The sequence below is a fragment of the Streptomyces sp. NPDC033180 genome, assembly GCF_055577645.1.
This window is the reverse complement of record NZ_JBVIPU010000001.1, coordinates 1,360,134-1,385,924: the sequence shown is the minus strand read 5'-3', so window position 1 is coordinate 1,385,924 and position 25,791 is coordinate 1,360,134. Positions and strand designations below refer to the sequence as shown.

Annotated in this window: 24 protein-coding genes; 19 read left to right on the top strand and 5 right to left on the bottom strand. The window is 69.9% G+C overall.

The window, feature by feature from the left end:
- Nucleotides 1-19 precede the first annotated feature (19 nt).
- The 5 genes from ACZ5WE_RS06280 (at nt 20) to ACZ5WE_RS06260 (ending at nt 5,839) form a co-directional block, all read left to right on the top strand.
- Complete coding sequence (locus tag ACZ5WE_RS06280; protein WP_467694940.1) at nt 20-1,012, top strand: LysR family transcriptional regulator; 993 nt, start codon at nt 20-22, stop codon at nt 1,010-1,012.
- A 230-nt stretch (nt 1,013-1,242) separates the two neighbouring features.
- Nucleotides 1,243-1,947, top strand: coding sequence for a hypothetical protein (locus tag ACZ5WE_RS06275; RefSeq protein ID WP_467694942.1), 705 nt, complete (start codon nt 1,243-1,245; stop codon nt 1,945-1,947).
- A gap of 158 nt (nt 1,948-2,105) precedes the next feature.
- Nucleotides 2,106-4,217 (top strand): polysaccharide deacetylase family protein, encoded by a 2,112-nt coding sequence (locus ACZ5WE_RS06270; protein ID WP_467695047.1) that lies wholly within the window; start codon nt 2,106-2,108, stop codon nt 4,215-4,217.
- Nucleotides 4,214-5,533, top strand: a complete 1,320-nt coding sequence (locus tag ACZ5WE_RS06265) for an acyltransferase family protein (protein ID WP_467694944.1) — start codon at nt 4,214-4,216, stop codon at nt 5,531-5,533. Before ACZ5WE_RS06270 ends, ACZ5WE_RS06265 begins: the two co-directional genes overlap by 4 nt.
- A gap of 9 nt (nt 5,534-5,542) precedes the next feature.
- Entirely contained in the window at nt 5,543-5,839 is a 297-nt protein-coding gene (locus ACZ5WE_RS06260; RefSeq protein ID WP_467694946.1) for an RICIN domain-containing protein, read from the top strand.
- Nucleotides 5,840-5,865: 26 nt separating this feature from the next.
- Here ACZ5WE_RS06260 and ACZ5WE_RS06255 read toward each other — a convergent pair whose 3' ends face one another.
- On the bottom strand, nt 5,866-6,513 hold the full coding sequence (locus ACZ5WE_RS06255; protein ID WP_467694948.1) for an NAD(P)-dependent oxidoreductase: 648 nt from the start codon (nt 6,511-6,513) through the stop codon (nt 5,866-5,868).
- Between the two features lie 61 nt (nt 6,514-6,574).
- On the bottom strand, nt 6,575-7,525 hold the full coding sequence (locus ACZ5WE_RS06250; RefSeq protein WP_467694950.1) for an EamA family transporter: 951 nt from the start codon (nt 7,523-7,525) through the stop codon (nt 6,575-6,577).
- A 137-nt stretch (nt 7,526-7,662) separates the two neighbouring features.
- On the opposite strand from ACZ5WE_RS06250, the gene ACZ5WE_RS06245 reads away from it, so the two are divergent.
- The 3 genes from ACZ5WE_RS06245 to ACZ5WE_RS06235 all read left to right on the top strand — a co-directional run bounded on the left by ACZ5WE_RS06245 (nt 7,663) and on the right by ACZ5WE_RS06235 (nt 10,190).
- On the top strand, nt 7,663-8,196 hold the full coding sequence (locus ACZ5WE_RS06245; RefSeq protein ID WP_467694952.1) for a MarR family winged helix-turn-helix transcriptional regulator: 534 nt from the start codon (nt 7,663-7,665) through the stop codon (nt 8,194-8,196).
- A 306-nt stretch (nt 8,197-8,502) separates the two neighbouring features.
- Nucleotides 8,503-9,165, top strand: coding sequence for a hypothetical protein (locus ACZ5WE_RS06240; protein WP_467694954.1), 663 nt, complete (start codon nt 8,503-8,505; stop codon nt 9,163-9,165).
- Nucleotides 9,162-10,190, top strand: a complete 1,029-nt coding sequence (locus ACZ5WE_RS06235; RefSeq protein ID WP_467694955.1) for a hypothetical protein — start codon at nt 9,162-9,164, stop codon at nt 10,188-10,190. The genes ACZ5WE_RS06240 and ACZ5WE_RS06235 overlap by 4 nt, the downstream gene beginning before the upstream one ends.
- A gap of 125 nt (nt 10,191-10,315) precedes the next feature.
- On the opposite strand, the gene ACZ5WE_RS06230 is transcribed toward ACZ5WE_RS06235, so the two are convergent.
- The gene (locus ACZ5WE_RS06230; RefSeq protein WP_467694957.1) at nt 10,316-10,783 is read right to left on the bottom strand and encodes a cupin domain-containing protein; all 468 of its coding nucleotides are present in this window, start codon (nt 10,781-10,783) and stop codon (nt 10,316-10,318) included.
- Nucleotides 10,784-11,053: 270 nt separating this feature from the next.
- Between ACZ5WE_RS06230 and ACZ5WE_RS06225 the strand changes: the two genes are divergently transcribed.
- Nucleotides 11,054-12,400 (top strand): nitrate/nitrite transporter, encoded by a 1,347-nt coding sequence (locus ACZ5WE_RS06225; RefSeq protein ID WP_467694959.1) that lies wholly within the window; start codon nt 11,054-11,056, stop codon nt 12,398-12,400.
- A 131-nt stretch (nt 12,401-12,531) separates the two neighbouring features.
- The gene (locus tag ACZ5WE_RS06220; RefSeq protein ID WP_467694961.1) at nt 12,532-13,722 is read left to right on the top strand and encodes a uroporphyrinogen-III synthase; all 1,191 of its coding nucleotides are present in this window, start codon (nt 12,532-12,534) and stop codon (nt 13,720-13,722) included.
- Here ACZ5WE_RS06220 and ACZ5WE_RS06215 read toward each other — a convergent pair.
- A complete protein-coding gene (locus tag ACZ5WE_RS06215; RefSeq protein WP_467694963.1) occupies nt 13,674-14,261 on the bottom strand; it encodes an anthrone oxygenase family protein in 588 nt (195 codons plus the stop codon). The genes ACZ5WE_RS06220 and ACZ5WE_RS06215 overlap by 49 nt on opposite strands.
- A gap of 164 nt (nt 14,262-14,425) precedes the next feature.
- On the opposite strand from ACZ5WE_RS06215, the gene ACZ5WE_RS06210 reads away from it, so the two are divergent.
- The 6 genes from ACZ5WE_RS06210 (at nt 14,426) to ACZ5WE_RS06185 (ending at nt 21,406) form a co-directional block, all read left to right on the top strand.
- Nucleotides 14,426-15,013 carry a CGNR zinc finger domain-containing protein gene (locus tag ACZ5WE_RS06210; protein ID WP_467694965.1) on the top strand — a complete coding sequence of 196 codons (588 nt, stop codon included), beginning with the start codon at nt 14,426-14,428 and terminating at the stop codon, nt 15,011-15,013.
- A 96-nt stretch (nt 15,014-15,109) separates the two neighbouring features.
- Nucleotides 15,110-15,694, top strand: a complete 585-nt coding sequence (locus ACZ5WE_RS06205) for a sigma-70 family RNA polymerase sigma factor (protein ID WP_467694967.1) — start codon at nt 15,110-15,112, stop codon at nt 15,692-15,694.
- Complete coding sequence (locus tag ACZ5WE_RS06200) at nt 15,691-16,533, top strand: anti-sigma factor family protein (RefSeq protein WP_467694969.1); 843 nt, start codon at nt 15,691-15,693, stop codon at nt 16,531-16,533. Before ACZ5WE_RS06205 ends, ACZ5WE_RS06200 begins: the two co-directional genes overlap by 4 nt.
- Before the next feature lie 82 nt (nt 16,534-16,615).
- The gene (locus ACZ5WE_RS06195; protein ID WP_467694971.1) at nt 16,616-18,991 is read left to right on the top strand and encodes a HelD family protein; all 2,376 of its coding nucleotides are present in this window, start codon (nt 16,616-16,618) and stop codon (nt 18,989-18,991) included.
- Nucleotides 18,992-19,395: 404 nt separating this feature from the next.
- Nucleotides 19,396-20,829, top strand: coding sequence for an NAD-dependent malic enzyme (locus tag ACZ5WE_RS06190; RefSeq protein WP_467694973.1), 1,434 nt, complete (start codon nt 19,396-19,398; stop codon nt 20,827-20,829).
- A gap of 295 nt (nt 20,830-21,124) precedes the next feature.
- Nucleotides 21,125-21,406 (top strand): HU family DNA-binding protein, encoded by a 282-nt coding sequence (locus ACZ5WE_RS06185; protein ID WP_016645140.1) that lies wholly within the window; start codon nt 21,125-21,127, stop codon nt 21,404-21,406.
- A 68-nt stretch (nt 21,407-21,474) separates the two neighbouring features.
- Here the strand turns inward: ACZ5WE_RS06185 and murA are convergent, their stop codons facing one another.
- A complete protein-coding gene (gene murA, locus ACZ5WE_RS06180) occupies nt 21,475-22,818 on the bottom strand; it encodes a UDP-N-acetylglucosamine 1-carboxyvinyltransferase (protein ID WP_367042395.1) in 1,344 nt (447 codons plus the stop codon).
- Between the two features lie 244 nt (nt 22,819-23,062).
- Here murA and ACZ5WE_RS06175 point away from each other — a divergent pair, with 244 nt between their 5' ends.
- From ACZ5WE_RS06175 to ACZ5WE_RS06165, 3 genes are all read left to right on the top strand, one after another.
- On the top strand, nt 23,063-23,671 hold the full coding sequence (locus ACZ5WE_RS06175) for a YqgE/AlgH family protein (RefSeq protein ID WP_467694975.1): 609 nt from the start codon (nt 23,063-23,065) through the stop codon (nt 23,669-23,671).
- Nucleotides 23,672-23,726: 55 nt separating this feature from the next.
- A complete protein-coding gene (locus ACZ5WE_RS06170) occupies nt 23,727-24,035 on the top strand; it encodes a DUF3039 domain-containing protein (RefSeq protein WP_160505308.1) in 309 nt (102 codons plus the stop codon).
- A 95-nt stretch (nt 24,036-24,130) separates the two neighbouring features.
- The gene (locus ACZ5WE_RS06165) at nt 24,131-25,747 is read left to right on the top strand and encodes a beta-N-acetylhexosaminidase (RefSeq protein WP_467694977.1); all 1,617 of its coding nucleotides are present in this window, start codon (nt 24,131-24,133) and stop codon (nt 25,745-25,747) included.
- Nucleotides 25,748-25,791 lie beyond the last annotated feature (44 nt).

Below are 25,791 nucleotides of genomic sequence, written 5' to 3'. Positions count from 1 at the left end.
GCCGACAGCGCAACCCCGCATGCCCCGCGCACCCCGCGACCTGGACCCCCGCCTCCTGCGCGCCTTCCTGGCCGTCTCCGAAGAGCTGCACTTCACGCGGGCCGCCGCCAGGCTCTACGTCGCCCAGCAGGCGCTCAGCCGTGATGTGCGCCGCCTGGAGCGGGAGTTGGGGGCAGAGCTGTTCGTGCGGACGACACGGCAGGTCACGCTGACCGCCGATGGCGAGCGGCTGCTGCCGTACGCGCGGCGGGTCCTGGAGGCACAGGACGACCTGGCGGCTGCCTTCGCGCGGGGCGCAGGGACCGGCGGCGCGGCCCGGCCGCTGCTCGTGGACCTGAACAGCCCGGGGCTCACCTGCGGGCGTGTGCTGGAGCGGGCCCGCGAACTCGCCCCGGACTGCGAGCTGATGGCCCGCTTCGAGAGCGGGCTCACGAGGGCCGCCGCCGAGATCCTCGCCGGACGGCTCGATGTCTCCTTCGGGCGGTACGCCGGGCTCGAACCCGCGGTGCGGGCGCGGCTCGCCCAGCAGCCCGTGCGGTACGAACCCATGGCGGTGCTGCTGCCGCTCGGTCACCCCCTGGCCGGGCTCGACGCGGTGCCGCTCGGTGCGCTCGCGGGGGAGAGCGTGTACGCGGGGGCGGGAAACCCCCGGACGCTGGAGTGGACCGACCTGGCGCATCGCCTTTTCGAGGGACGCGGGATCGAGGTGGCGGCGCCCGCACCCCTCGCGGTGGGCCCCGAGGAGTTCGGGCGGATCATGGCCAAGAACCGGACCCCCGTCCTCACCGCGGTGGACTTTCCGGCCATGCCCGAATCGGTCCTGCGGCCCCTGATCGACCCCGTACCACTGTCACCTGTGTCCCTGGTGTGGAGAAAGGGGCTCGTTCACCCGGGGGTCGACGCTCTGCGCGCGGCGGCGGCCGAGCTGTCCGCCGCCGAAGGGTGGTTGCGCAGGCCCGAGAACGGGTGGGTTCCGGCCACGGATGCACTCATCATGATGAGCCTGGATTGAAGGATTAGTACGACTGTCACCGCCGTGCGCTACATTCATGGTCCGGGCGCGGTGTGATAGGGGGGCGCTCGGACCGGGTGGGGGCCCGGTCCGACGGCAAGTTGCCCGGAGTCGTGCGCGCCCGAGTCAGGTTATGTGGGGGGTTGTGCGTACGCATGGAGAATTGGCGAGAAGATGCCCTACCAGAACACACCCATGATCCGAACGAGGTCACCGTTCAGATCGACGGGGTGGGGCGACAGCTGGCGGATCTTGCCGCCGAGAGTGACCAGGATGCGCCTGACGGGCCGGTTTTCGTCGACGAGACGGGCCGCCGCAGCCGGAGGTACCGCCGGATAGGCGTGATCATCGGCCTGGCCTGCGCCGTCTACGCGGTGATCATCGTGAGCACCCTGCTCTCGGGCAACTCCAGCGCGCCCTGGCTGCCGATCGACCCCAAGGACGAGAAGCCGGCGAGCAAGGTGGACACACCGGACCGCCCGGCCGACTCCCTCGACCCCTCTGCCTCTCCCGGCGCGACCCCGTCACCCGGGGCGTCGGAGAGCGGCACCACCGCTCCCGCGACCGGTGACGACGGCAAGCCCGACCCGTCGAAGACGAAGGACGGCAAGGTCGAGCCGGGCGACTCGCCCGACCCCGACTCCTCGGACGGCGGCGGCAAGCCCGACCCCGACCCCACGGACGACGGCGGGAACCCCGACCCGACCGACGACCCCACGAAGCCGGACCCGGACCCGGACCCGACCGACGACCCCACCACGCCGGACCCGGACCCGTCGACCGAGACCCCCGGCGCGGGCGGCGCGGGCGGAGGCGGCGAAGTCCCCGCCGTGCAGCCCGCCGCCGACCATCAGTCCCCGCAGAGCGCCCGGGCGGTCGGTCATCTGTCCCCGCGAGGCGCAGGCCAGCAGCCCTCGGAGGGCGCACAGCTATGAACACCCGCACCAACAGGGGCCGGTCCGCCGGTTCCCGGCACAGTCACGCCCAGCCCCGGAACGCTCGCGCCCAGACCCGGGGCGGCGGTGGCGGCGGCCGCCGCCGCGCACAGCCCGCCCGCAGTACCAAGCGACGCAGGGTGCCCCTGCGCTATCTCATGCCCCTGCTGCTCCTGGTCGCCCTGATGGCGATGCTCATGCTGCGGGGCTACACACACAGCGAGATCCTCGCCGACCACCGCGTACGCCCGCCCGCCGCCACCGACCAGGTCCCGAAGAAGATCCTCGAAGACGGCGGCCCGGTCATCGACACCCGCGGCGGCCACGAGGGGACGCTGAGCGTCCCGCGCCAACGCCTCGTGCTGACCTTCGACGACGGCCCGGACCCGGAGTGGACGCCCAAGGTCCTCGACGTACTGAAGAAGCACCACGCGCACGGCGTCTTCTTCGTCACGGGCACGATGGCGTCCCGCCACCCCGACCTGGTCGAGCGCATGGTGGACGAGGGCCACGAGGTCGGCCTGCACACGTTCAACCACCCCGACCTGTCGTACCAGTCCAAGAGCCGCATCGACTGGGAGCTCTCGCAGAACCAGCTCGCCCTCGCGGGCGCCGCGGGCATCCGCACCTCCCTCTTCCGCCCGCCGTACTCCTCGTTCTCCGACGCCATGGACAACAAGTCCTGGCCGGTGACGAAGTACATAGGCAGCCGCGGCTACCTCACCGTCGTCAACAACACCGACAGCGAGGACTGGAAGCGCCCCGGCGTCGACGAGATCATCCGCCGCGCCACCCCCAAGGACGGCAAGGGCGCCATCGTCCTGATGCACGACTCCGGAGGCGACCGCTCGCAGACGGTGGCCGCGCTCGACACGTTCCTGCCCGATCTGCAGGACAGGGGCTATCAGTTCACCAACCTCACCGAGGCCCTGGACGCACCCAGCGCGCACGCGCCGGTCAGCGGCCTCGACCTGTGGAAGGGCAAGGCCTGGGTCTTCCTGGTCGGCGCGTCGGAGAAGATCACCGGCGTACTCGTCGTCGCCCTCGCCGTGATCGGGTCGCTGGTCATGCTCCGCTTCGGCATGATGCTGCTGCTCTCCGCGGTGCACGCGCGCAAGGTGCGCAAGCGTGGCTTCCGCTGGGGCGCCGACATCACCGAACCGGTGTCGGTCCTCGTGCCCGCCTACAACGAGGCCAAGTGCATCGAGGCCACGGTCCGTTCGCTCATGACGAGCGACCACCCCATCGAGATCATCGTCATCGACGACGGCTCGTCCGACGGCACCGCGTTGATCGTCGAGGGGCTCCGCCTGCCGAACGTACGCGTCGTGCGCCAGCAGAACGCGGGCAAACCGGCCGCCCTCAACCGAGGCATAGCCAACGCCCGTTTCGACCTCATCGTCATGATGGACGGCGACACGGTCTTCGAGCAGTCCACCGTGCGCGAGCTGGTGCAGCCGTTCGGCGACCCGCGCGTGGGCGCCGTCGCGGGCAACGCGAAGGTCGGCAACAGGGACTCGCTGATCGGCGCCTGGCAGCACATCGAGTACGTGATGGGCTTCAACCTCGACCGCCGTATGTACGACATGCTCGGCTGCATGCCGACCATCCCCGGCGCCGTGGGAGCCTTCCGGCGTTCGGCCCTGGAGCGGGTCGGCGGCATGAGCGACGACACGCTCGCCGAGGACACCGACATCACGATGGCGATGCACCGGGACGGCTGGCGGGTCGTGTACGCGGAGAAGGCGCGGGCGTGGACCGAGGCGCCGGAGACGGTGCAGCAGCTGTGGTCGCAGCGCTACCGCTGGTCGTACGGCACCATGCAGGCGATCTGGAAGCACCGTCGCTCGGTGATCGAGTCGGGCCCCTCGGGCCGCTTCGGCCGGGTCGGCATGCCCCTCGTGTCCCTCTTCATGGTCCTGGCACCGCTCCTGGCCCCGCTGATCGACGTGTTCCTCCTCTACGGCCTCGTCTTCGGCCCCACCCAGAAGACGATCATCGCGTGGCTCGGCGTGCTCGCCGTCCAGGCGGTGTGCGCGGCGTACGCCTTCCGGCTCGACCGCGAGCGCATGACCCATCTGATCTCGCTGCCCCTGCAGCAGATCCTCTACCGGCAGCTGATGTACGTCGTGCTGCTGCAGTCCTGGATCACCGCCCTGACCGGAGGCCGCCTGCGCTGGCAGAAGCTCCGGCGCACGGGCGTCCTTGGAACTCCGCCCTCGATTCCGCAGCAGCGGACGGGCAGCCCTGACCGGAGGCCCGTCGCATGACCTACCCCACGCAGCCGATGCCCCAGGTGCCGGCGCACTCAGCCGACCCCTGGGCTTCAGCGGCCCCGCCGCCTCCGACAGCCCCGACAGCCCCGGCAGCCCCGGCCGCCCCGTCGGCACCCGCCGCACCCGCAGCGCCCAAGAAGCCGGGCCGCGACCGCTACTTCGACGTACTGCGGTCGCTGGCCCTGGTCCGCGTCGTCGTCTACCACCTGTTCGGCTGGGCCTGGCTGACGATCCTGTTCCCCTCCATGGGCGTGATGTTCGCCCTGGCGGGCGCGCTGATGGCGCGCTCCCTGAAGCGCCCGGCATGGGGCGTGATCAGAGGCCGAATACGCCGACTGCTCCCGCCCATGTGGGCATTCAGCGCGGTCGCGCTTTTCCTGCTGTTCTACGGCGGCTGGAACGTGACCGAGGACCCGGACCACGGGGACACGTGGGGCCTGGTCAGCATGGTCAACTACGTGTTCCCGGTCGGCGCCCCGCCCTTCCCCTGGCACATCGGGGACAAGGCGGGCCTCCTGGAGGACACATGGCCGGCCCAGGCGGCGGGCCCCCTCTGGTACCTCCGCGCGTACCTGTGGTTCGTGATCGCCTCGCCGCTCCTCCTGTGGGCGTTCCGCAGGGTGCCGTGGGCGACGCTCTTCGCGCCCCTCGCCCTGACGGCGGTGCTCGCCACGGAGGTCATCAAGATCCCCGGCGAGACGGGCAACGCGGTCTCGGACTTCGCGGTGTACGGCAGTTGCTGGGTGCTCGGCATGGCCCACCAGGAGGGCGTCCTCGCCCGCGTCCCGCGCTACGTGGCGGTGTCGGTCTCGGCCCTGATCATGGCCTTCGGCCTGTGGTGGGCTTCGGGGCACCTGGGCCCGGACGGCTGGGACCTGAACGACATCCCGCTGGCCCAGGCGGCGTGGTCCTTCGGTTTCGTCGTCATCCTCTTCCAGTACTCCCCGTCGTGGCAGGAGCTGCCGGGCCGTCTGAAGCGCTGGGACAAGCTCATCACCCTCTCCAACAACCGAGCGGTGACGATCTACCTCTGGCACAACCTGCTGATCATGGCCACGGTGCCGCTCATCGACATGGCGTACGACCTGCCGTTCATGCAGGACGAGCGCTGGAGCTCGGCGCTCGACTCGACGTACATGCTGTGGATGACCGTCCTGGTCTGGCCGTTGATCGGCCTGATGGTGATGGCCGTGGGCTGGATCGAGGACTTCGCGGCGAAGCGGAGTCCGAGGCTGTGGCCGAACGGGGCGAAGCCTTCCAAGGCCAGGCGGGCACGGGCCGCGACGAGGGGCGGCGCCCACCGGGGCTGAGAATGGCGCTTGGCGGACGCGGGTGAGGGACACGTACGCGTCCTGGCGCAGCACAGCGGCAAGTGCCTGGACGTGGCGGACGAGTCCACCGGGGACGGTGCCTTCGTGAACCAGTACCGATGCGGTTCTGGCGCGCACCAGCAGTGGCGCTTCGAGGACCGGGGGAACGACACCTACCGGCTCGTCTCCCGGCACAGCGGCAAGTGTCTCGACGTCGCGGACGACGCCACCGGCGACGGCGCCCGCCTCGTCCAGTGGACGTGCGGCGCGGACGCCAACCAGCAGTTCCAGCGGGCTGCGGCGTAAGGCCCCGGCCCGCGGGGGCCGGGCGGTCAGTACCCGGCCGTGAAGCGGGTGCGGTGGTGCTTGGGGCGTTCGGCCTCGTCCAGAAGCGCCACCGCGAGGTCCTCCATGGAGATGGCCGAGTTGCCCTCGGCGTCGACGATCAGCTCGTCGGCGCCGAGCCGGTAGGTGCCGGTGCGGACGCCGGGCTCGAGCAGGGCCGACGGGCTCAGATACGTCCAGTCGACCTCGGTGTCCGCCGTGCGGACGGCGTCGAACTGTGCGTTGGACGCCTCGGCTACGTGCCGCCAGGCGGTGGGGACGTAAGCGGGGTCGTCGATGGCGAGGACACCGCCGCTGCCGGGCACGGTCAGGCTTCCCGCCCCGCCGACGATCAACAGGCGTACGCCGTCGACGCGGGCGAGGCCGGCGAGCAGCGCCCGGCTGATGGCGGCGTGTTCGGGTTCGCGGCCGGGGGCGGGTCTGGTGGCGTTCACCACGAGATCCTGTCCGGCGCTCAACTCGGCGACGTGCTCCGGGATTCCGGCGTCACCGGCGCGGTGCGTGGCGCCCGGGTGGAGCTCGCCGAAGCGGGCGGGGTCGCGGACGACGGCGGTGACGTCGTGGCCGCGGGTGAGGGCTTCGGTGACGACGCGGCTGCCTACGTTTCCGGCTGCTCCGAAGACGGTGATGCGCATGGGGACTGCTCCTTGAAGTGCGTGTGTCGGGTCGGCGGGGGTTGCTGAGGGGGGGGCTGACCTAAGAGCGCTTGCGGGCGGTGCGGCGGCCTTGCCCGACGAAGACGCTCGCCAGGACGAGCACGAGCCCGCCCACCTGCCAGAGGGTGAGGGTCTGCCCGAGCAGGAGCAGCCCGGCGAGGGTGGCGACGACAGGGTTGGTCAGGCCCAGGAACGAAACGGACGACGCGGGGAGCCGCTCGATGCCGCGGAACCAGAGGGCGTACGCGACGGCGGTGCCGATGATGCCGAGGTAGGCGTATCCGGCGATGTTGGCCCCGGTGAAGTGGTCAGGAAGTCCCTCGAAGGAGAGGGCGATGGGCGCCAACACCAGCCCACCGGCGGTGAGTTGCCATCCGGTGAGGGCCAGCAGCGAGACGCCTTCGGGCCGTCCCCAGCGCTTGCTGAGTACGACGGCAAGTGCCATCAGCGTGGTCGCGACCAGCATGGCCGCGATTCCCGCGAGGTCGACGGAGGCGCTGCCCCGCAGGACGAGCAGCCCGACGCCGCCGACCCCCACGAGCCCGGCGATCAGCGTGCGCCGTGTGGGCCGCACCTTCAGGACACCGATCCCGAAGCCCGCGACAAGCAGCGGCATGACGGCACCGACCGTCGAGGCGACGCCGCCGGGAAGGTGGTAGGCGCCGAAGAACAGCAGTGGGAAGAAGGCCCCGAAGTTGAGCAGCCCGAGAACCCCCGCCTTCCACCACCAGTCACCGCTGGGCAGCCGCCGGGTCAGGGCGAGCAGGATGAGCCCGGCGGGCAGCGCGCGCAGGGCCGCGGCGAGCAAGGGGCGGTCCGGGGGCAGGAGTTCGGTGGTGGTGACGTAGGTGGTGCCCCAGGTGGCGGGGCCGATGGCGGCGAGGCCCGCGGCGGCGAGGGCGTAGGTGCGGGGTGCGGGGGCGGGTTGACCTTCCCCGTGCGGACGGTTGCTGGTGCGTGCGGCGTCGGCTCGCGGGTTGCTGATGGACATGATGGCTCCCCCTAGGTTTCCCCTGAACGCTGTTATTCTCAACGTTGAGATAATCATGACCCCCTGGGTCTGCGAACGTCAAGTATCTGAACATTGAGATACATGGACCGGTGGGCCCCCCCAGAGAGGACGCGGGAATGCCTGACCCGGAGGCCGACGCCACCGCCGACGCCATCGACGAGCTGCGCGCCCAGTGGCACCGCGAGCGCCCGGACATGGACGCGGCGGGCCTGGACGCGATGGCTCTGGTGGGCCGCATCAAACGGGCGGATCACCTGCTGAGCAAGGGAATGAAGCCGATCTTCGCCGAATACGGCCTGGAGTTCGCGGAGTTCGACGTGCTGGCCACGCTGCGCCGGGTGGGCGCCCCGCACGAACTGACGGCGGGCGGCCTCCTCAAGACGGCCATGGTGACATCGGGCGCGATCACCAACCGCCTCGACAAACTGGAACGCAAGGGCCTGATCGAACGCCATCCCGACCCGTCCGACCGCCGCGCGATCCGAGTCCGCCTGACGGAGGCGGGACGCGAGCTGGTGGACCGGGCGGTAGTGGACCACGTGGCGAACGAGGAACGCATGCTGGCGCCCCTGTCGGCGGCTGACCGCCGGGCGCTGGATGGAGCGTTGCGGAGGCTGTTGGTTTCGTTGGGGGATACGCACTTGGGGTGAGCGGGGGTTACCTCGGAGCTGCCGACACTCCAGGGTGGCTGATCGCCCGCTGTGTTGGCGGCGCCGCCGTCCCGTCGCCAAGAGTCCAGGTGGCTTCGCTGAGACAAAGGGTGGAGGGGCGCCGAAGGCCGTGCCTGGTGGTGATCATCAAGCTGCGCTGAGCGATCGATATCGGTCAACGGCGGTGCCGTGCGGCTGCTATGCCCAGCTATGTCCCGCTGGACGCGGAACCTCGACGTGACGTCGCCCTTCCCTCGTGGATAGCTTGTTCACTCCAGAGAACCCTCGTCTCATCAGGAGCTGACCGTGAATCGCCGACCCACCCTGCTCGCAGCGGCCACCCTCACTGCTGCCGCAGTCCTCTCGCTTGCTGCTTGCGGAGGGGGCGATGGCGACTCCAAGGAGAACGACAAGATCGCGGGTGCGGAGTCCGGCGGCGAGAAGAGGGAGTCGCCGTCGCCGACAGCATCCGACGACGGGATCGATCGGCCGGAGATCAGGCTGCCGAAGGATGTGAAGAACGTCTTCGAGGGCGGCGAGACGGGCGATCCGAAGAAGGACGCGGTGCTGGCGGACAACGCGCGGCGGATCACTTCGCTGACAGAGGCTGCCACCGTCGACGCGGAGAAGCATCCGGCGCTGAAGTTCTATTCGTCCGGCGATGCACTGCTTTCGGCGGCGAACTACGCTCAGGGATTCGACAAGAAGGGCAAGACCTTCGTCGGGACCACCCGGTATTACGACCGCGAGGTCACCTTCCTCAAGGATGGTGCTGCCGCGGTGACGTACTGCAAGGACACCAGCAAGACGTACCCAAAGGATCGCAAGACCGGCAAAGTCGACAGGTCGATCCCGGAGTCCGAGCAGGACTACTCCTTCTACAACACCCGACTGGAGAAGAACGAGGACGGCGTCTGGCAGACGGCAACCGTGTTGACCACGACGGCGGCGAAGCGGTGCATGCCGTGAACCAGCGGAGGCTGATTCGTCCGTACGTCCCTCTTCTCGCGGTGGCAGTCGCGATGGGGCCGACCACCGCTTATGCCGCCGGTGGTGACGGAGTGGAATCAGGTGCCCCACAGGCCAAGGCAGGACGTCAGGACCAGAACCTCACTGTCGAGACGAAGATCCAGACGACTGTCAACGGCGCTCAGGAAACCGCGAAGACCGGATCCCTCACCCCCGCCAACAGCAACTGGGACCCACCAGCCTGCTGGTACGAGCCCGCATACTCCCCGAAGCAGATCCAGGCCACCGTCAAGGCGATCCGGCAGATGAAGGTATTCGGGGTCGGTGACTTCGTGGGCGGGGTGTTCGACTCGTACTTCAAGGAAGGCCGCCCCTACAAGGACTACAACCTCGACAAGCAGGGTGAGGGGCAGTTCTGGGCGGCGGCCATCAACGAGAAGCGCAAGGACGACCCCGAGGCCAATTCCTGCAACAAGCTCCCCTTCTGGGTGCCCACGGGCGACACTCCCAAAGAACCTCTCGCAGTCTCACCGAAGATCCTCGCCGAGTACGCCTACGACGAACTGCCCGTACCCAGCACCGAGATCAAGATGGCACCCGAGGGTACGACGAAGGTCAACCTCCCGACCTGGGCCTGGTTGGACAAGGCGAAGTTCAAGAAGGTCTCCGTCACCGCGAGCATCCCAGGCTCGGGGCTTTCCGCGACCACGACCGCTGAACCCATGTCCCTCTCGATCGATCCAGGGACGAAGGACGCCGAGACCTACCCCGCCTCCGGGGCATGCCCCATCGAGGACGGCAAGATCGGCGTGCCCCGCGCCAAAGGCACGCCCGGAGACACACTGCCCCCATGCGGCGTGAAGTACCTGCGGTCCTCCGGCGACGGGTCGTACAACCTCCAGGCGACCCTCACCTGGAAGATCAGCTGGACCAGCACCACCGGCGAGGGCGGGAACCTCCCCGCCGGCGAGTTCGGCGCGGATCAGCAAGTCGCGGTGGAGGAGATCCAGTCCGTCAACCGGTGAGTTCCCTCCGACGGGTTGGCACAGGGCAGTTCCGGTTGCAGAGAAGTCCCGGTGACGGGCGGTAGCTAATGGGATGTACCGGGATTTCTCTGAGGGCGCGGGTCAGAAGATCTGAGGGCGCGGGTTCAGAAGATGAGACCGTGCTTCGTGATGAGCTCCATGGTCGCTTCCAGGTCCGTCGAGCAGCCGTAGCGTCCCGCCTCCCGCTGCATGGTCTCCGGGCTCAACTCCTCGCTCTGTCGGTCGAGCCACCGGAACAGTTCCTCCAGGCCTCCCGGAGAGATGATCTCCAGCAACCGAGCCGGGGCGTCCCCCGCGTTCCAGAACGTGTGCCACTCGTCGCGCGGCTTGAACACGAGATCACCGGGTCCGGCCACGACTTCCTCGTCACCGAACCTCGCACCGACCGATCCTTCGAGGACGAAGCTGAACTCGTCCTCGCGGGAGTGCTTGTGCACGGGAGCGGCCAGGACCTTCGGCGGCAGCCGATGCTCCACCAGCGCGAAGCGGCCACCCTGCGCACGGCTGTCGATCAGGAACCGGTCCCCGCACGCCTGCTCCGGCTGATGAAGTTCGCCGTCTTCCGGCCCCAATATCCGATGCTCGACCACTGGGCGCACCGCCCTTCGCGAGGACTCGACAGACGACCTGGAGACGGTCCAATTCGACGATACGCCTGCCGGCGCCGCGTCGCCGGTGGGGTTTGTGGGCCTGATGCGGACGCTTCCCCCAACCCCCCTCACCGCCCACCCCACCCCCACGTGAGAGCAAAGTTCCCCGCCGGTCACCGCGGGCCACAGGGTTGAAACCCGGCCTCCCTACGTTCGGGTCATCAGCCGCCAGCCGTGGAGATGAGGCCTGTCATGTGGATCCAGCGGTGGGAACCGGAAGACGAGAGGTTCTGGAAAGAAGAGGGGGGCGAGCGCGTCGCCCGGCGGAATCTGGGGTTCTCGATCCTTTCGGAACACATCGGGTTCTCCATCTGGACCCTCTGGTCCGTGATGGTCCTGTTCATGGGGCCCGAGTACGGGATCGACCCCGCCGGGAAGTTCTTCCTGGTGTCCATGGCGACCCTGGTGGGGGCCGTTGCCCGCGTGCCGTACACCTTCGCCGTCGCCCGCTTCGGTGGGCGCAACTGGACGATCATCGCGGCCGGCATGCTGCTCCTGCCCACCACCGCGGCCTTCGTCGTCATGGAGCCGGGGACCTCCTACACCACCTTCATGGTGTGCGCCCTGCTCACCGGCGTCGGCGGGGGCAACTTCGCGTCCAGCATGACCAATATCAACTCCTTCTTCCCGCTGCGGAAGAAGGGGTGGGCGCTCGGGCTCAATGCGGGGGGCGGCAACATCGGCGTGCCCGTCGTGCAGCTCGCCGGGCTCGCGGTCATCGGGGCCGGGGGCGGGCCCCGCGTGCTGCTCGGGATCTACATCCCGCTCATCCTCGTCTCCGCCGTCTGCGCCGCCCTCTTCATGGACAACCTCGCCACGGTGAAGAACGACACCGGTGCGGCGAAGGAGTCCGTCCGCGACGCCCATACGTGGATCATGGCGTTCCTGTACGTGGGGACCTTCGGGTCCTTCATCGGTTACAGCTTCGCGTTCGGGCTCGTGCTGCAGACCCAGTTCGGGCGTACGCCGTTGCAGGCCGCCGCTGTCACCTTCATCGGGCCGCTCCTCGGCTCGCTGATCCGGCCCGTGGGCGGGCGGCTGGCCGACCGGTTCGGCGGGGCCCGCATCACCCTGTGGAACTTCGTCGGGATGGGCGCGGCCACCGCTGTCGTCGTCATCGCCTCCATGCGGGAGTCGCTCGCCCTCTTCGTCGCCGCCTTTGTTGTTCTTTTCGTGCTGAGCGGGCTCGGGAACGGGTCGACCTACAAGATGATCCCGGGGATCTTCCAGGCCAAGGCCCTCCAGAAGGGGCTCCACGGGGAGGCCGCCGCGGCCTATGGGCGGCGGCTCTCCGGGGCTTCCATGGGGCTCATCGGCGCCGTCGGTGCGCTCGGCGGGCTCGGGATCAATCTCGCTTTCCGGCAGTCCTTCCAGACCGTGGGATCGGGCACCGGCGCCTTTGTCGCATTCCTCGTCTTCTACGCGGCGTGCTTCTGCGTCACGTGGGCCGTATACCTCCGCCGTCCGGCGCCCGCCCCGGACGCCGGGCAGACCCCGGACGCGGAGACGAAGCCCCAGCTCACGTACGCGGAAGTCTGACCGGGGGGTGGTCGTACGCTGGTGTAACACGTACGACATCGTGATGATCCCGGGTTGTCACGGGCCGTTGGCAGGCTCGTTCAACCCCGGACCACCCATCGCGCAGTACTAGCGGGACGAGAGCAGCTGCCATGCACGCGACCCCTCAGAACGGCCAGCAGGACGTTCACCACCAGGACGGCCCTCGGACCGGTCAGCGGAACGCACCCCTCGCCGGCTTCACCGTCGGCGTCACCGCCGCCCGGCGTGCCGACGAGCTCGGTGCGCTGCTCCAGCGGCGTGGCGCCACCGTCCTGCACGCTCCCGCACTGCGCATCGTTCCGCTCGCCGACGACAGCGAACTTCTCTCCGCCACCAAGGAGTTGATCGACCACGCGCCCGACGTGGTGATCGCCACCACCGCGATCGGGTTCCGCGGGTGGGTCGAGGCCGCCGACGGATGGGGATTCGGCGAGGCGCTTGTGCGGTGCCTCGGGGGCGTGGAGTTGCTCGCGCGCGGGCCCAAGGTCAAAGGCGCCATACGTGCCGCCGGGCTCACCGAGAAGTGGTCGCCCTCCTCCGAGTCCATGGCGGAGGTGCTGGAGAAGCTGCTCGACGACGGCGTCGACGGCAAGCGCATCGCGCTCCAGCTGCACGGCGAACCGCTGCCCGGCTTCATCGAGTCGCTGCGTGCCGGGGGAGCGGAGGTCGTCGGCGTGCCCGTCTACCGGTGGATGCCGCCCGAGGACCTCGCGCCCGTCGACCGGCTCCTCGACGCCACCGTCGCCCGCGCCGTCGACGCGCTGACCTTCACCAGCGCGCCGGCCGCCGCGTCCTTCCTGGCCCGCGCGGAGGACCGCGGCATGACCAGTGAGCTCTTCGCCGCACTCCAGCACGACGTCGTGTCCGCCTGCGTGGGCCCGGTCACCGCGCTGCCGCTGCAGGCCCGCGGTGTCGACACGGTGCAGCCCGAACGCTTCCGGCTCGGTCCCCTCGTGCAGGTCCTGTGCCAGGAACTGCCCTCCCGCGCCCGTACGTTGCCCATCGCCGGGCGCCGCGTCGAGATCCGCGGTCACGCTGTCCTGGTCGACGACGAGCTGCGGCCCGTGCCGCCCGCCGGCATGTCGCTGCTGCGGGCCCTCGCGCGGCGCCCGGGATGGGTGGTGCCCCGCGCCGAGCTCCTGCGCGCGCTGCCGGGCACCGGGCGCGACGAGCACGCCGTGGAGACCGCGATGGCCAGGCTGCGTACGGCACTTGGGACTCCGAAGCTCGTCCAGACGGTGGTCAAGCGGGGCTATCGGCTCGCGCTCGATCCGGCCGCCGGGTCCAAGTACGCGGACTGACCTGTCGTGTCGCGCCGCCTGGTGTCCCGGCCCCGCAGCACGAGCGCCCGCGCGAGCAGGCCGATCGCGACGGTGGAGAGCAGGGTCCGCACGGCGTTCCAGGCCAGCCACGGGTCCTCGAACTTCTCGCGCACGGCGGCCGGGTCGGTGATCTTCGACGGGTCGCCCGCGTCCGCGAGCTCGTCGTTCAGCGGCACGTTCACGACCGACGTGATCGCGAAGGCCACGAGATAGACGACGAGCGCCGCGAGGACCCACCGGTACGAGCTCGTCCCGCGCAGCTGCCACGCGGAGACCGCCGTGAAGAGCAGCGCACCGAGGAAGCTCGCGAAGAAGACCGGGTTGTTGAACGCGTCGTTCATGTTCTGCATGACCTCGATGAAGACGCGGTCGTCGCTGCGTCCGAGCCCGGGCATGACACCGCAGGAGAAGATGTAGAAGGTTCCGGAGATCAGGCCCATCGTGACGATGGCGGCCCCGAGCACGGCCCCGGCGGTGCCCTGTCCCCGATGGTTCGTCTCACGCCTCTTGTCTTTCATGGGACCAAGTCAACCGGGTGGGCGGACGCCCGGCCATCGCTACGAAGCGCACCCCCATAAGCGGGCGTCTCATCCGCGCCGGTGGCAGGGGTTCCGCACCCGCCCGAGGCGAGGCACTGTAGGGGGAGCACTCACCGGTAACCCCACAAGGCGGTGACAGGCGCATGGCACTGGGCATGGACCCGGCCACGTACGAGCTGCGATTCGATTCCGGGCGGAGCTGTCTGGACCTCGTGGCGACGAACCATCCCGTGGAACGGCTCGACTCCGTGGACCGGCTGCGCGCCTGGCTCGCGGGCGCCGGGCTCATCCCGGATCGCACGGCCCTGCGGGGGGCGAGCGCCGTCTGGCTCGTCGCCTTCCGCGAACTGCGCGCTCACGTTGGGCAGTTGGTGCTCGCAGAACTCGAAGGGAGAGCCGCCGACACCGAGTTGGCCAGAATCAACGGCCTCGCCGCGACGCCGCCGCCGGCCCCGCGCGCCGTTCGGCGACCCGACGGCAGCCTCGTCCGGGCCCTGGACGGCGACCCCGGCTGCGCGGCCCTGCTCGCCGCCGTCGCCCGTGACGCCGTCGAGCTGCTCACCGACCCCGCGGCGCGCGCCCTGCTGCGCCAGTGCGAGGGCGACAACTGCCCCCTCCTGTACCTCGACACGTCACGCGGGCGCCGCCGCCGCTGGTGCTCCAGCGAGGTGTGCGGCAACCGTGAGCGGGTGGCCAGACACCGGCGGCGGGCGGCGCTCGCGCGGGCCTGATCACATTTCTTCGGCGAGCGGTTGAACGCAACCGCTCCCGCCCACGTACATCCCCGGTGAGCCAGCCCATGCGAAGAGCGGACACCGGAGGCAGACGTGCGCAAGGATTCCGCCGTGGCCGATGAGCGCCCGCAGGAACGCCCGCACCGACATCGTCTGGTCCCGCAACGGGGCGGACCCGACGAGGAGTTGATGCGCGCCCTCTACCGCGAGCACGCGGGGCCGCTTCTGGCCTACGTGCTCCGTCTGGTGGCGGGCGACCGGCAGCGCGCCGAAGATGTCGTACAGGAGACGCTCATCCGTGCCTGGAAGAACGCCGGTCAGCTCAATCGTGCGACCGGTTCGGTACGCCCCTGGCTGGTGACGGTCGCCCGGCGCATCGTCATCGACGGCCACCGCAGCCGGCAGGCCCGGCCGCAGGAGGTCGATCCGTCGCCGCTGGAGGTCATCCCCGCGGAGGACGAGATCGATAAGGCGCTGTGGCTGATGACTCTCTCGGACGCGCTCGACGACCTGACTCCCGCGCACCGGGAGGTACTTGTCGAGACCTATTTCAAGGGGCGTACGGTCAATGAGGCGGCCGAGACACTGGGTATACCGAGTGGGACGGTGCGCTCGCGGGTCTTCTACGCGCTGCGCTCGATGAAGCTGGCGCTCGAGGAGCGGGGGGTGACGGCATGAACGAGTCCGACTACACCAGTCATGGCGCGTGGGAAGAAGAAGGGCGCGGAGCGCTTCCGCAGCAGGGTGGTGGCGGGCGACGGGCGGACGTGCACGAGACCGTCGGTGCCTATGCCCTCGGCATCCTGGACGACGCCGAGGCGACGGCGTTCGAAGCGCATCTGGCGGTCTGCGAGTTCTGCGCGCACCGGCTGGAGGAGTTCTCCGGCATGGAGCCGATGCTGGCCGCGCTCGCGGACTTCCCGGGGGCGCGCGGCGTACCGGCGATCGGCGAACAGCTCGCCGCACGGCCGAGCCCGCGTCTGGCGGACCGGCTCGTGGACGAGGTCTCCGTGAAGCGTGCGCGAAAGCGCAGGCGCGGCATGTATCTGGTGGCCGCGGCGGCGGCTCTGATCGTGGGCGGGCCGCTCACGGTCCTCGCGGTGAACGACGACGGCGGTTCCAAGGACGTGGCGGGCGAACCGCACCCCACGAGCCCCGCCGAGGACGCCTTCTTCAACCACATGGACGACAAGATCAAGGCCACGGACCCCAAGACCAAGGTCAGCGCCACGGTCGGCACGGAGAAGAAGGCCTGGGGCACGCACACGGTCCTCGAGCTGAAGAACGTGAAGGGCCCGCTCAAGTGCTCCCTGGTCGCGGTCGGCAAGGACGGCGCGAAGGAGACGGTGACCACCTGGTCCGTCCCGAAGTGGGGTTACGGCATCGAGGACAGCCCGGACAAGTGGGCGCGCAGCCCCCTGTACGTCCACGGGGGCGCCGCGATGGACCGCAACGACATCGACCACTTCGAGGTGACCACCTTCGACGGCGACCGCCTGGTGGAGGTGGACGCCTAGCGGAGGTGCACACAGGGGCCCCCTTTCGCGTACGGTAGACGGCTGCTCGATTGGGCAGCTGCACGTCCGGAAAGGGGCCTCGGTGGCCGACGTACGCGACCGCGAGATCAGCGTCGAACAAGAACATCTCGACCAGGTCTACCGGCGTCTCGAGGAGAAGATCCACGAGGCCGAGTTCCTCATGACCGACGCGGCCAAGCGCTCCCAGGTCGGCACGCCCGGCGCGCTCGCCGAGCGGGACGCCCAGGTGTTTCGCGCGGGAGTGCATCTCAACCGCCTCAACAACGAGTTCGAGGACTTCCTCTTCGGACGGATCGACCTGCTGCTCGGCAAGGACGGCAAGAAGGGCCCGGACGGTGCCTACACGTCGGTCGAGCCCGCCGAGGAGGCCGTCAGCGAGAAGAACACCGCCGAGATCGCCGAGACCCTGCACATCGGCCGCATCGGCGTCCTGGACGCGGACTACTCCCCGCTGGTGATCGACTGGCGTGCCCCGGCCGCCGCGCCGTTCTACCGCTCGACGCCGGTCGACCCGGGCCGTGTCGTGCGCCGCCGGGTCATCCGCTCCAAGGGCCGCCGGGTCCTCGGCGTCGAGGACGACCTGATGCGTCCGGAGCTCAAGGCGACGCTGGACGGCGAATCGCTGCCGGTCATCGGCGACGGCGCCCTCATGGCGGCGCTCGGCCAGGCCCGCAGCCACACGATGCGGGACATCGTGGCGTCGATCCAGGCCGAGCAGGACATGGTGATCCGCGCCCCCGCCGCCTCGGTGACGTACGTCGAGGGCGGCCCCGGCACCGGCAAGACCGCCGTGGCCCTGCACCGCGCGGCGTACCTCCTCTACCAGGACCGCCGCCGGTACGCGGGCGGCATCCTCATCGTCTCCCCGACCCCGTTGCTCGTGGCCTACACGGAGGGCGTGCTGCCCTCGCTGGGCGAGGAGGGGCAGGTCGCCATCCGCGCGGTGGGCGCGCTGGCCGACGAAGCCGCACCGGAGGGGGCGACCGTCTACGACTCTCCCGCGGTGGCCCGGGTCAAGGGCTCGTCGCGGATGCTGAACGTCCTGCGGAAGGCCGCTCGGGGGGCGCTGGAGGGCGGCACGGCCACCACGAAGGCCGCCTCGCAGGAGGGCCAGCTCTCGTTCGGCGATGACGAGGACGAGGACGTGCCCCAGGCCCCCGTGGAAACCCCCACCCGGCTGCGTGTGGTCGCCTTCGGCCGCCGCCTGGAGCTGGAGGCCGACGCCCTCGGCCGCATCCGGCGCAACGCGCTCAGCGGCACGGCTCCCGTCAACCTGCTGCGCCCGCGCGCCCGCAAGCTCCTCCTGGACGCCCTGTGGTCGCAGTCCGGCTCCGCGGGCCGGCACAGCGACCCGGAGCTGGCCGCCGAGCTGCGCTCGTCCTTCGACGAGGACATCACTTCCGAGGACGACTTCATCCGCTTCCTCGACGCCTGGTGGCCCGAACTCACCCCGCGCGCGGTGCTCTCCGCGATGGGCGACGAGCGGCGCCTTGGCCGCTGGGCACGCCGTGTCCTGAACCCGGGCGAGGTCCGCAAGGTCGCCCGCTCCCTCAAGCGCGAGGCCCTCTCCGTGCACGACGTGGCGCTCCTCGACGAGCTCCAGTCGATTCTCGGTACGCCGCCGAGACCCCGTAAGAAGAAGGATCTCGACCCCCTCGACCTGCTCACGGGCCTCGACGAACTGATGCCGCAGCGCGAGGAGTCCCAGCGCGAGCGCGCCGAGCGGCTCGCCGCGGAGCGCACCGAGTACGCGCACGTCATCGTCGACGAGGCCCAGGACCTGACCCCCATGCAGTGGCGCATGGTCGGCCGCAGGGGCCGGCACGCCACGTGGACGATCGTCGGCGACCCCGCCCAGTCCTCCTGGTCCGACCCGGACGAGGCCGCGGCGGCCCGTGACGAGGCCCTGGGCAGCCGTCCGCGGCGCCGCTTCACCCTGACCGTCAACTACCGCAACCCCGCCGAGATCGCCGATCTCGCCGCCAAGGTGCTCGCGCTCGCGATGCCGGGCTCCGAGTCGCCGTCAGCCGTTCGGTCCACCGGTGTGAAGCCCCGTTTCGCGACAGCGAACAATGGACACAGTGCCGTCGTACGCGACAAGGACATCGGCGCGTCGGTGCGCGAGGAGGCGGCCCGGCTGCTCGACCAGGTGGACGGCACCGTCGGCGTCGTGGTGGCGATGAACCGCCGCGAGCAGGCGGCCCGCTGGCTCGCCGGGCTCGGCGACCGCGTGGTGGCGCTCGGCAGCCTGGAGGCCAAGGGCCTGGAGTACGACGCGACGGTGGTCGTCTCGCCCGCGGAGATCGCGGACGAGTCCCCCGCGGGCCTGCGTGTCCTGTACGTGGCGCTGACCCGGGCCACGCAGCAGCTGACGGTCCTGTCCGGGGAGCGCGACGACCCCGACGGCGAAGGAGTCCCTGACCTGCTCCGCGAATGAGGCACGGGGCCTGCTCCGGGAATGACTTCAGAGACTTGTCGGGACGGGAATTGCCTTACGGGGATCGTTTGTTACCGTTGATGTGGCACCGGCCCGATCCAAGCCCCCGGGCCCAACCATCGTCGCTACGAGCGACCACTTGCCGCGAGGCGAGCATGGCGGGTCGGTGTCACAAGCGTTCGGAAGAGGCCCCCGTCACCACGTGACGGGGGCCTCTTCCGGGTTTCAACCACCGGTTTCCGTTTCCCCCTACCGACCGCCTCCAACTTCTCGTATGGTGGAAACTAGTTTCCGAAAAGCCAGTGAACGAAAAGTTCGCAATCCGAGGCGGCTACCACGTACTCAGTGGTAGGTGCGACCATCGGACGGCAAGAGCAACACGGTGAAAGCAGAGGAAGTCGGCCATGGCAACGGCGCCCAGCGTCTCCTACTCGAACACGGTCCGGTTGGAGGTGCCGGCGAGCGGCACCGCGGTCTCCCAGATCACCACGGCCGTCGAGTCCCACGGAGGCTCGGTGACCGGCCTCGACGTCACGGCGTCCGGCCACGAGGCGCTCCGGATCGACGTCACGATCGCGGCGACCTCCACGACGCACGGCGACGAGATCGTCGCGCAGCTGCGCACCATCGAGGGCGTCACCGTCGGCAAGGTCTCCGACCGTACGTTCCTGATGCACCTCGGCGGCAAGATCGAGATGCAGTCGAAGCACCCCATCCGGAACCGCGACGACCTCTCCATGATCTACACCCCGGGCGTGGCCCGCGTGTGCATGGCGATCGCCGAGAACCCCGAGGACGCGCGCCGCCTCACCATCAAGCGCAACTCCGTTGCGGTCGTAACGGACGGTTCGGCCGTCCTCGGGCTCGGCAACATCGGTCCGAAGGCCGCGCTGCCCGTCATGGAGGGCAAGGCGGCCCTCTTCAAGCGCTTCGCCGGCATCGACGCCTGGCCGCTCTGCCTGGACACCCAGGACACGGACGCGATCGTCGAGATCGTGAAGGCGATCGCCCCCGGCTTCGCGGGCATCAACCTCGAGGACATCTCGGCGCCGCGCTGCTTCGAGATCGAGGCCCGGCTTCGTGAGGCCCTGGACATCCCCGTCTTCCACGACGACCAGCACGGCACCGCGATCGTCGTACTGGCCGCGCTGACCAACGCACTTCGCGTGGTGGGCAAGGGAGTCGGCGACGTACGCGTCGTCATGTCCGGTGCGGGCGCGGCCGGTACGGCCATCCTCAAGCTGCTCATCGCGGCGGGCGTCAAGCACGCCGTCGTGGCCGACATCCACGGCGTCGTGCACGCGGACCGCGAGGACCTCGTGGACGCCGCGCCGGACTCGCCGCTGCGCTGGATCGCCGACAACACCAACCCCGAGGGCGCCCGCGGCACCCTCAAGGAAGCGGTCGTCGGCGCCGACGTCTTCATCGGCGTCTCGGCCCCGAACGTCCTGAACGGCGACGACGTCGCGGCCATGGCCGACGGCGCCATCGTGTTCGCGCTCGCGAACCCCGACCCCGAGGTCGAGCCCACGGTCGCCCGCCAGACGGCGGCAGTCGTGGCCACGGGACGCTCGGACTTCCCGAACCAGATCAACAACGTCCTGGTCTTCCCCGGCGTCTTCCGCGGCCTGCTCGACGCCCAGTCGCGCACCGTCAACACGGAGATGATGCTGGCGGCGGCGGGCGCCCTCGCGGACGTCGTCGCCGAGGACGAGCTCAACCCGAACTACATCATCCCCAGCGTCTTCAACGACAAGGTCGCGGGCGCGGTCGCCGATGCGGTGCGCAGCGCGGCGAAGGCCGCCGGGGTGGCTGTGACAGGCGCCACGGCCCAGTAGTACGGCGCGTCGCGGAACGCAGGGCCCGTAAAGGCCCTCTAGGGTGGCGTGGAAGCGCGCCCCCGGCTGCCACCTTCCAGGGGCGGTGAAGCTTTTCGTGTGACCCCCAAGGGGCCCGGATTGGCTTTCCCGCCGCAGGTGGGGGCAGGATGCCTTTCTGGGCGCGAGGGTCCGGATGACGGACCCGGGTCCGGGGCCTGACCGAGGACCCTGGCAGCATCGGCTTCGCTGTGCCCATCATGCGGCTCCGCCGCGTGGCACGCCTCAACGGCAAGAAGAACACGGGAGTACAAACATGAACCGCAGTGAGCTGGTGGCCGCGCTGGCCGACCGCGCCGAGGTGACCCGCAAGGACGCCGACGCCGTGCTGGCCGCGTTCGCCGAGACCGTCGGCGAGATCGTTGCCAAGGGCGACGAGAAGGTCACCATCCCCGGCTTCCTGACCTTCGAGCGCACCCACCGTGCCGCTCGCACCGCCCGGAACCCGCAGACCGGCGAGCCGATCAACATCCCGGCCGGCTACAGCGTCAAGGTTTCGGCGGGCTCCAAGCTCAAGGAAGCGGCCAAGGGCAAGTAGCCTGAAGCAGCAATAGAAGGGGCGGTCACCCACTGGGTGACCGCCCCTTCTGCATGCCTGGTGAGGCGTCAGCCGAGCGTGGCCCGCCCCGGCAGCTCCACCTTCGCGCCGAGCTCCACGAGCTTGTCCATGAAGTTCTCGTAGCCGCGGTTGATCAGGTCGATGCCGTGGACACGGGACGTCCCCTGGGCCGCCAGAGCGGCGATCAGGTACGAGAAGCCGCCGCGCAGGTCAGGAATGACCAGATCGGCGCCCTGGAGCTTCGTGGGGCCGCTCACGACCGCCGAGTGGAGGAAGTTGCGCTGCCCGAAGCGGCAGTCGGAGCCGCCGAGGCACTCGCGGTAGAGCTGGATGTGTGCGCCCATCTGGTTGAGCGCGGAGGTGAATCCGAGCCGCGACTCGTACACCGTCTCGTGCACGATCGACAGACCGGCGGCCTGCGTCAGGGCGACGACCAGGGGCTGCTGCCAGTCCGTCTGGAAGCCGGGGTGCACGTCCGTCTCCAGGGCGATCGCGTTGAGCGAGCCGCCCGGGTGCCAGAAGCGGATGCCCTCGTCGTCGATCTCGAAGGCACCGCCCACCTTCCGGTAGGTGTTCAAAAACGTCATCATCGAGCGCTGCTGGGCGCCGCGGACGTAGATGTTGCCTTCGGTCGCCAGGGCCGCGGAAGCCCAGGAGGCGGCTTCCAGGCGGTCCGAGAGGGCGTGGTGGTTGTAGCCGCCCAGGCTGTCGACGCCGGTGACCCTTATGGTCCGGTCGGTGTCCATCGCGATGATCGCGCCCATCTTCTGCAGGACGCAGATGAGGTCTTCGATCTCGGGTTCGACGGCGGCGTTCGAGAGCTCCGTGACACCTTCCGCGAGGACGGCGGTCAGCAGGACCTGCTCGGTGGCGCCCACGGACGGGTACGGCAGCTGGATCTTCGTGCCGCGCAGCCGCTGCGGGGCCTCCAGGTACTGGCCGCCCTCGCGCTTCTCGATGGTCGCGCCGAACTGGCGGAGCACCTCGAAGTGGAAGTCGATCGGCCGGCCGCCGATGTCGCAGCCGCCGAGGCCGGGGATGAAGGCGTGACCCAGGCGGTGCAGGAGCGGCCCGCAGAACAGGATCGGGATCCGCGAGGAGCCCGCGTGCGCGTCGATGTCCGCGACGTTGGCGCTCTCCACGTGCGAGGGGTCCATGACCAGCTCGCCCGGCTCCTCACCGGGGCGGACCGTGACGCCATGCAGCTGCAGGAGCCCGCGTACGACGCGGACGTCGCGGATGTCGGGGACATTGCGCAGCCGGCTCGGAGCGCTGCCGAGCAGCGCGGCGACCATGGCCTTGGGCACGAGGTTCTTCGCGCCGCGGACACGGATCTCGCCCTCCAGCGGGGTTCCGCCGTGGACAAGCAGTACATCGTCGGTGACGGTCATGAATCTCGCGTTCCGATTGGATGGACGGGGGGACCAAAGGGCAAGCGTAATGGGCGCGTACCCCCCTTCCGTAAGGCTGAGGACGCGTAAACGGCGTCAGGAGTCCGTGACAACACGAACCGTTCGGAACCGGACACTCCGGGTCACCACCGAAAGTGTGCGCTCCAGCCGCCCCAGTGCGCCCTGAGCTGCGTTCACTCCGGTACGACCATTGCCTCCCCCCGCGGGGCAAAGATGCGGGATCATGTCGTTCATGACCGAGGTGTCCTCGCTCACAGGGCGGCTGCTCGTGGCCACGCCTGCCCTGGCGGACCCGAACTTCGACCGCGCGGTGGTGCTGCTCCTCGACCACGACGAGGAGGGCTCGCTCGGCGTGGTCCTCAACCGGCCCACGCCGGTGGACGTCGCGGACATCCTGGAGGGCTGGGGCGATCTGGCCGGTGCGCCGGGAGTCGTCTTCCAGGGCGGCCCCGTCTCGCTCGACTCCGCGCTCGGCGTGGCGGTGATCCCCGGGGAGGAGGGCCAGGCCCCCGGGTCCCGGCCGCGGCCGGGCAGAGGGGAGCCGATCGGCTGGCGCCGCGTGCACGGCGCGATCGGCCTGGTCGACCTGGACACACCTCCCGAACTCCTGGCTCCCGCCCTCGGCTCGCTGCGGATCTTCGCCGGTTACGCGGGATGGGGCCCGGGCCAGCTGGAGGACGAGCTCGTCGAGGGCGCCTGGTACGTGGTCGAGTCCGAACCCGGCGACGTCTCGTCGCCGGACCCCGAGCGGCTGTGGCGCGCGGTGCTTCGCCGGCAGCGCAGCGAACTGGCGATGGTGGCGACGTATCCGGATGACGCGTCCCTCAACTGACCGGCCCGGAATGGGCGCTGCCCGGACGCGGCGAGCGTAGGTACCCTTGGATGCCATGAGCACTCTTGAGCCCGAGCCCGAGCGCGGGGCAGGTACGGGGACCCTCGTTGAGCCGACGCCGCAGGTGTCGAGCGGTGACGGTGACCACGAGCGCTTCGCGCACTATGTCCAGAAGGACAAGATCATGGCGAGCGCGCTCGACGGTACGCCCGTCGTCGCGCTCTGCGGCAAGGTGTGGGTGCCGGGTCGTGACCCGAAGAAGTACCCCGTCTGCCCCATGTGCAAGGAGATCTACGAGTCCATGAGCGCCGGTGGCGACAAGGACAAGGGCGGCAAGGACGGCAAGGGCGGCGGCAAGAAGTAGCCCCCGGGCACGGTCCATGACCCTCCCCGCGACGGGGCGTTGCGTGTACCGCAACGCCCCTTTTGCGTTGTGCAATCGCGTGGCAGATTCGCCGCATGACCTTTGAGCAACTCATCCCGGCGCCCGCCCGCGCCGAGGGACCGCATTCCGAAGGCTTCATCCTCGACTCGTCGACCGCGCTGCGTGCCGGGCCCGGCACCGAGTCCACCGAGCGCTGGCTGCGTGCCGCGCTCGGCGGCGCGTTGGGGCTGCCCCTGGCACCCGGTGACGGCGGCGGCATTTCGCTGGGCATCGACGACTCCCTCGCCCCCGAGGCGTACCGGCTCACAGTGGGGGAGAGCGGCGTCGAGATCCTCGGTGGCGCCGCTCCCGGTGTCTTCTGGGGCGCCCAGAGCCTGCGTCAGCTCATCGGGCCGGAGGCGTTCCGGCGTGCACCGCTGCGGGCCGCGGGGCGTCACGCCGTGCCGGGGTGTCTGATCGAGGACAGCCCCCGCTTCGGCTGGCGCGGCATGATGCTCGACGTGGCCCGGCACTTCATGCCCAAGGACGGCGTCCTGCGCTACCTGGACCTCCTCGCCGCCCACAAGCTGAACGTCTTCCACTTCCACCTCACCGACGACCAGGGCTGGCGCATCGAGATCAAGCGCTACCCGAAGCTGACGGAGGCCGCATCGTGGCGGCCGCGTTCGAAGTGGGGGCATCGCGCGTCCGAGCTGTGGAACGACACCCCGCACGGCGGCTTCTACACGCAGGACGACATCCGCGAGATCGTCGCGTACGCCCATGAGCGGCACATCGCCGTCGTACCGGAGATCGACATCCCCGGACACTCGCAGGCCGCCATCCACGCCTATCCGGAGCTCGGCAACACCGACGTCGTGGACACCTCCTCGCTCGGTGTCTGGGACACCTGGGGCGTCAACCCGAACGTCCTCGCCCCTACCGAGAACACCCTTCGCTTCTACGAAGGGGTGTTTGAAGAAGTGCTCGAGCTCTTCCCCTCCACCTTCATCCATGTCGGTGGCGACGAGTGCCCCAAGGACCAGTGGAGGGCGTCGCCCGCCGCGCAGGCCCGCATCAAGGAGCTGGGCGTCGGCGACGAGAACGGGCTGCAGAGCTGGTTCATCCGGCACTTCGACTCCTGGCTGACCGAGCGGGGGCGCCGGCTCATCGGCTGGGACGAGATCCTGGAAGGCGGCCTCGCCGAGGGCGCCACCGTGTCGTCCTGGCGCGGATACGGGGGTGGTATCGCGGCGGCCAAGGCCGGTCACGACGTCGTCATGTGCCCCGAGCAGCAGGTGTACTTGGACCACCGGCAGGACGGCGGCCCCGACGAGCCCGCGCCCATCGGCTTCGTCCGCACTCTGGAGGACGTCTACCGCTTCGAGCCGCTGCCCCCGCAGCTCACCGCCGACGAGGCCCGGCACGTGCTCGGCACCCAGGCCAACGTCTGGACCGAGGTGATGGAGTACCACGCACGCGTGGACTACCAGGTGTTCCCGCGGCTCGCCGCCTTCGCCGAGGTCGCCTGGAGCACGCTCCCGCCGTCCGCCGAGCGCGACTTCGCCGACTTCGAGCGGCGAATGACACCGCACTACGCGCGACTTGACGCACTCGGTGTCGACTACCGCCCGCCGGGCGGCCCGTTGCCGTGGCAGAAGCGCCCAGGGGTGCTCGGACGCCCGATCGACGGGGCGCCCCCGAACGTGTGAGGCACCGCCCATAGTCCGTGTGTCGGGCCGCCCGCGCTGAGAGC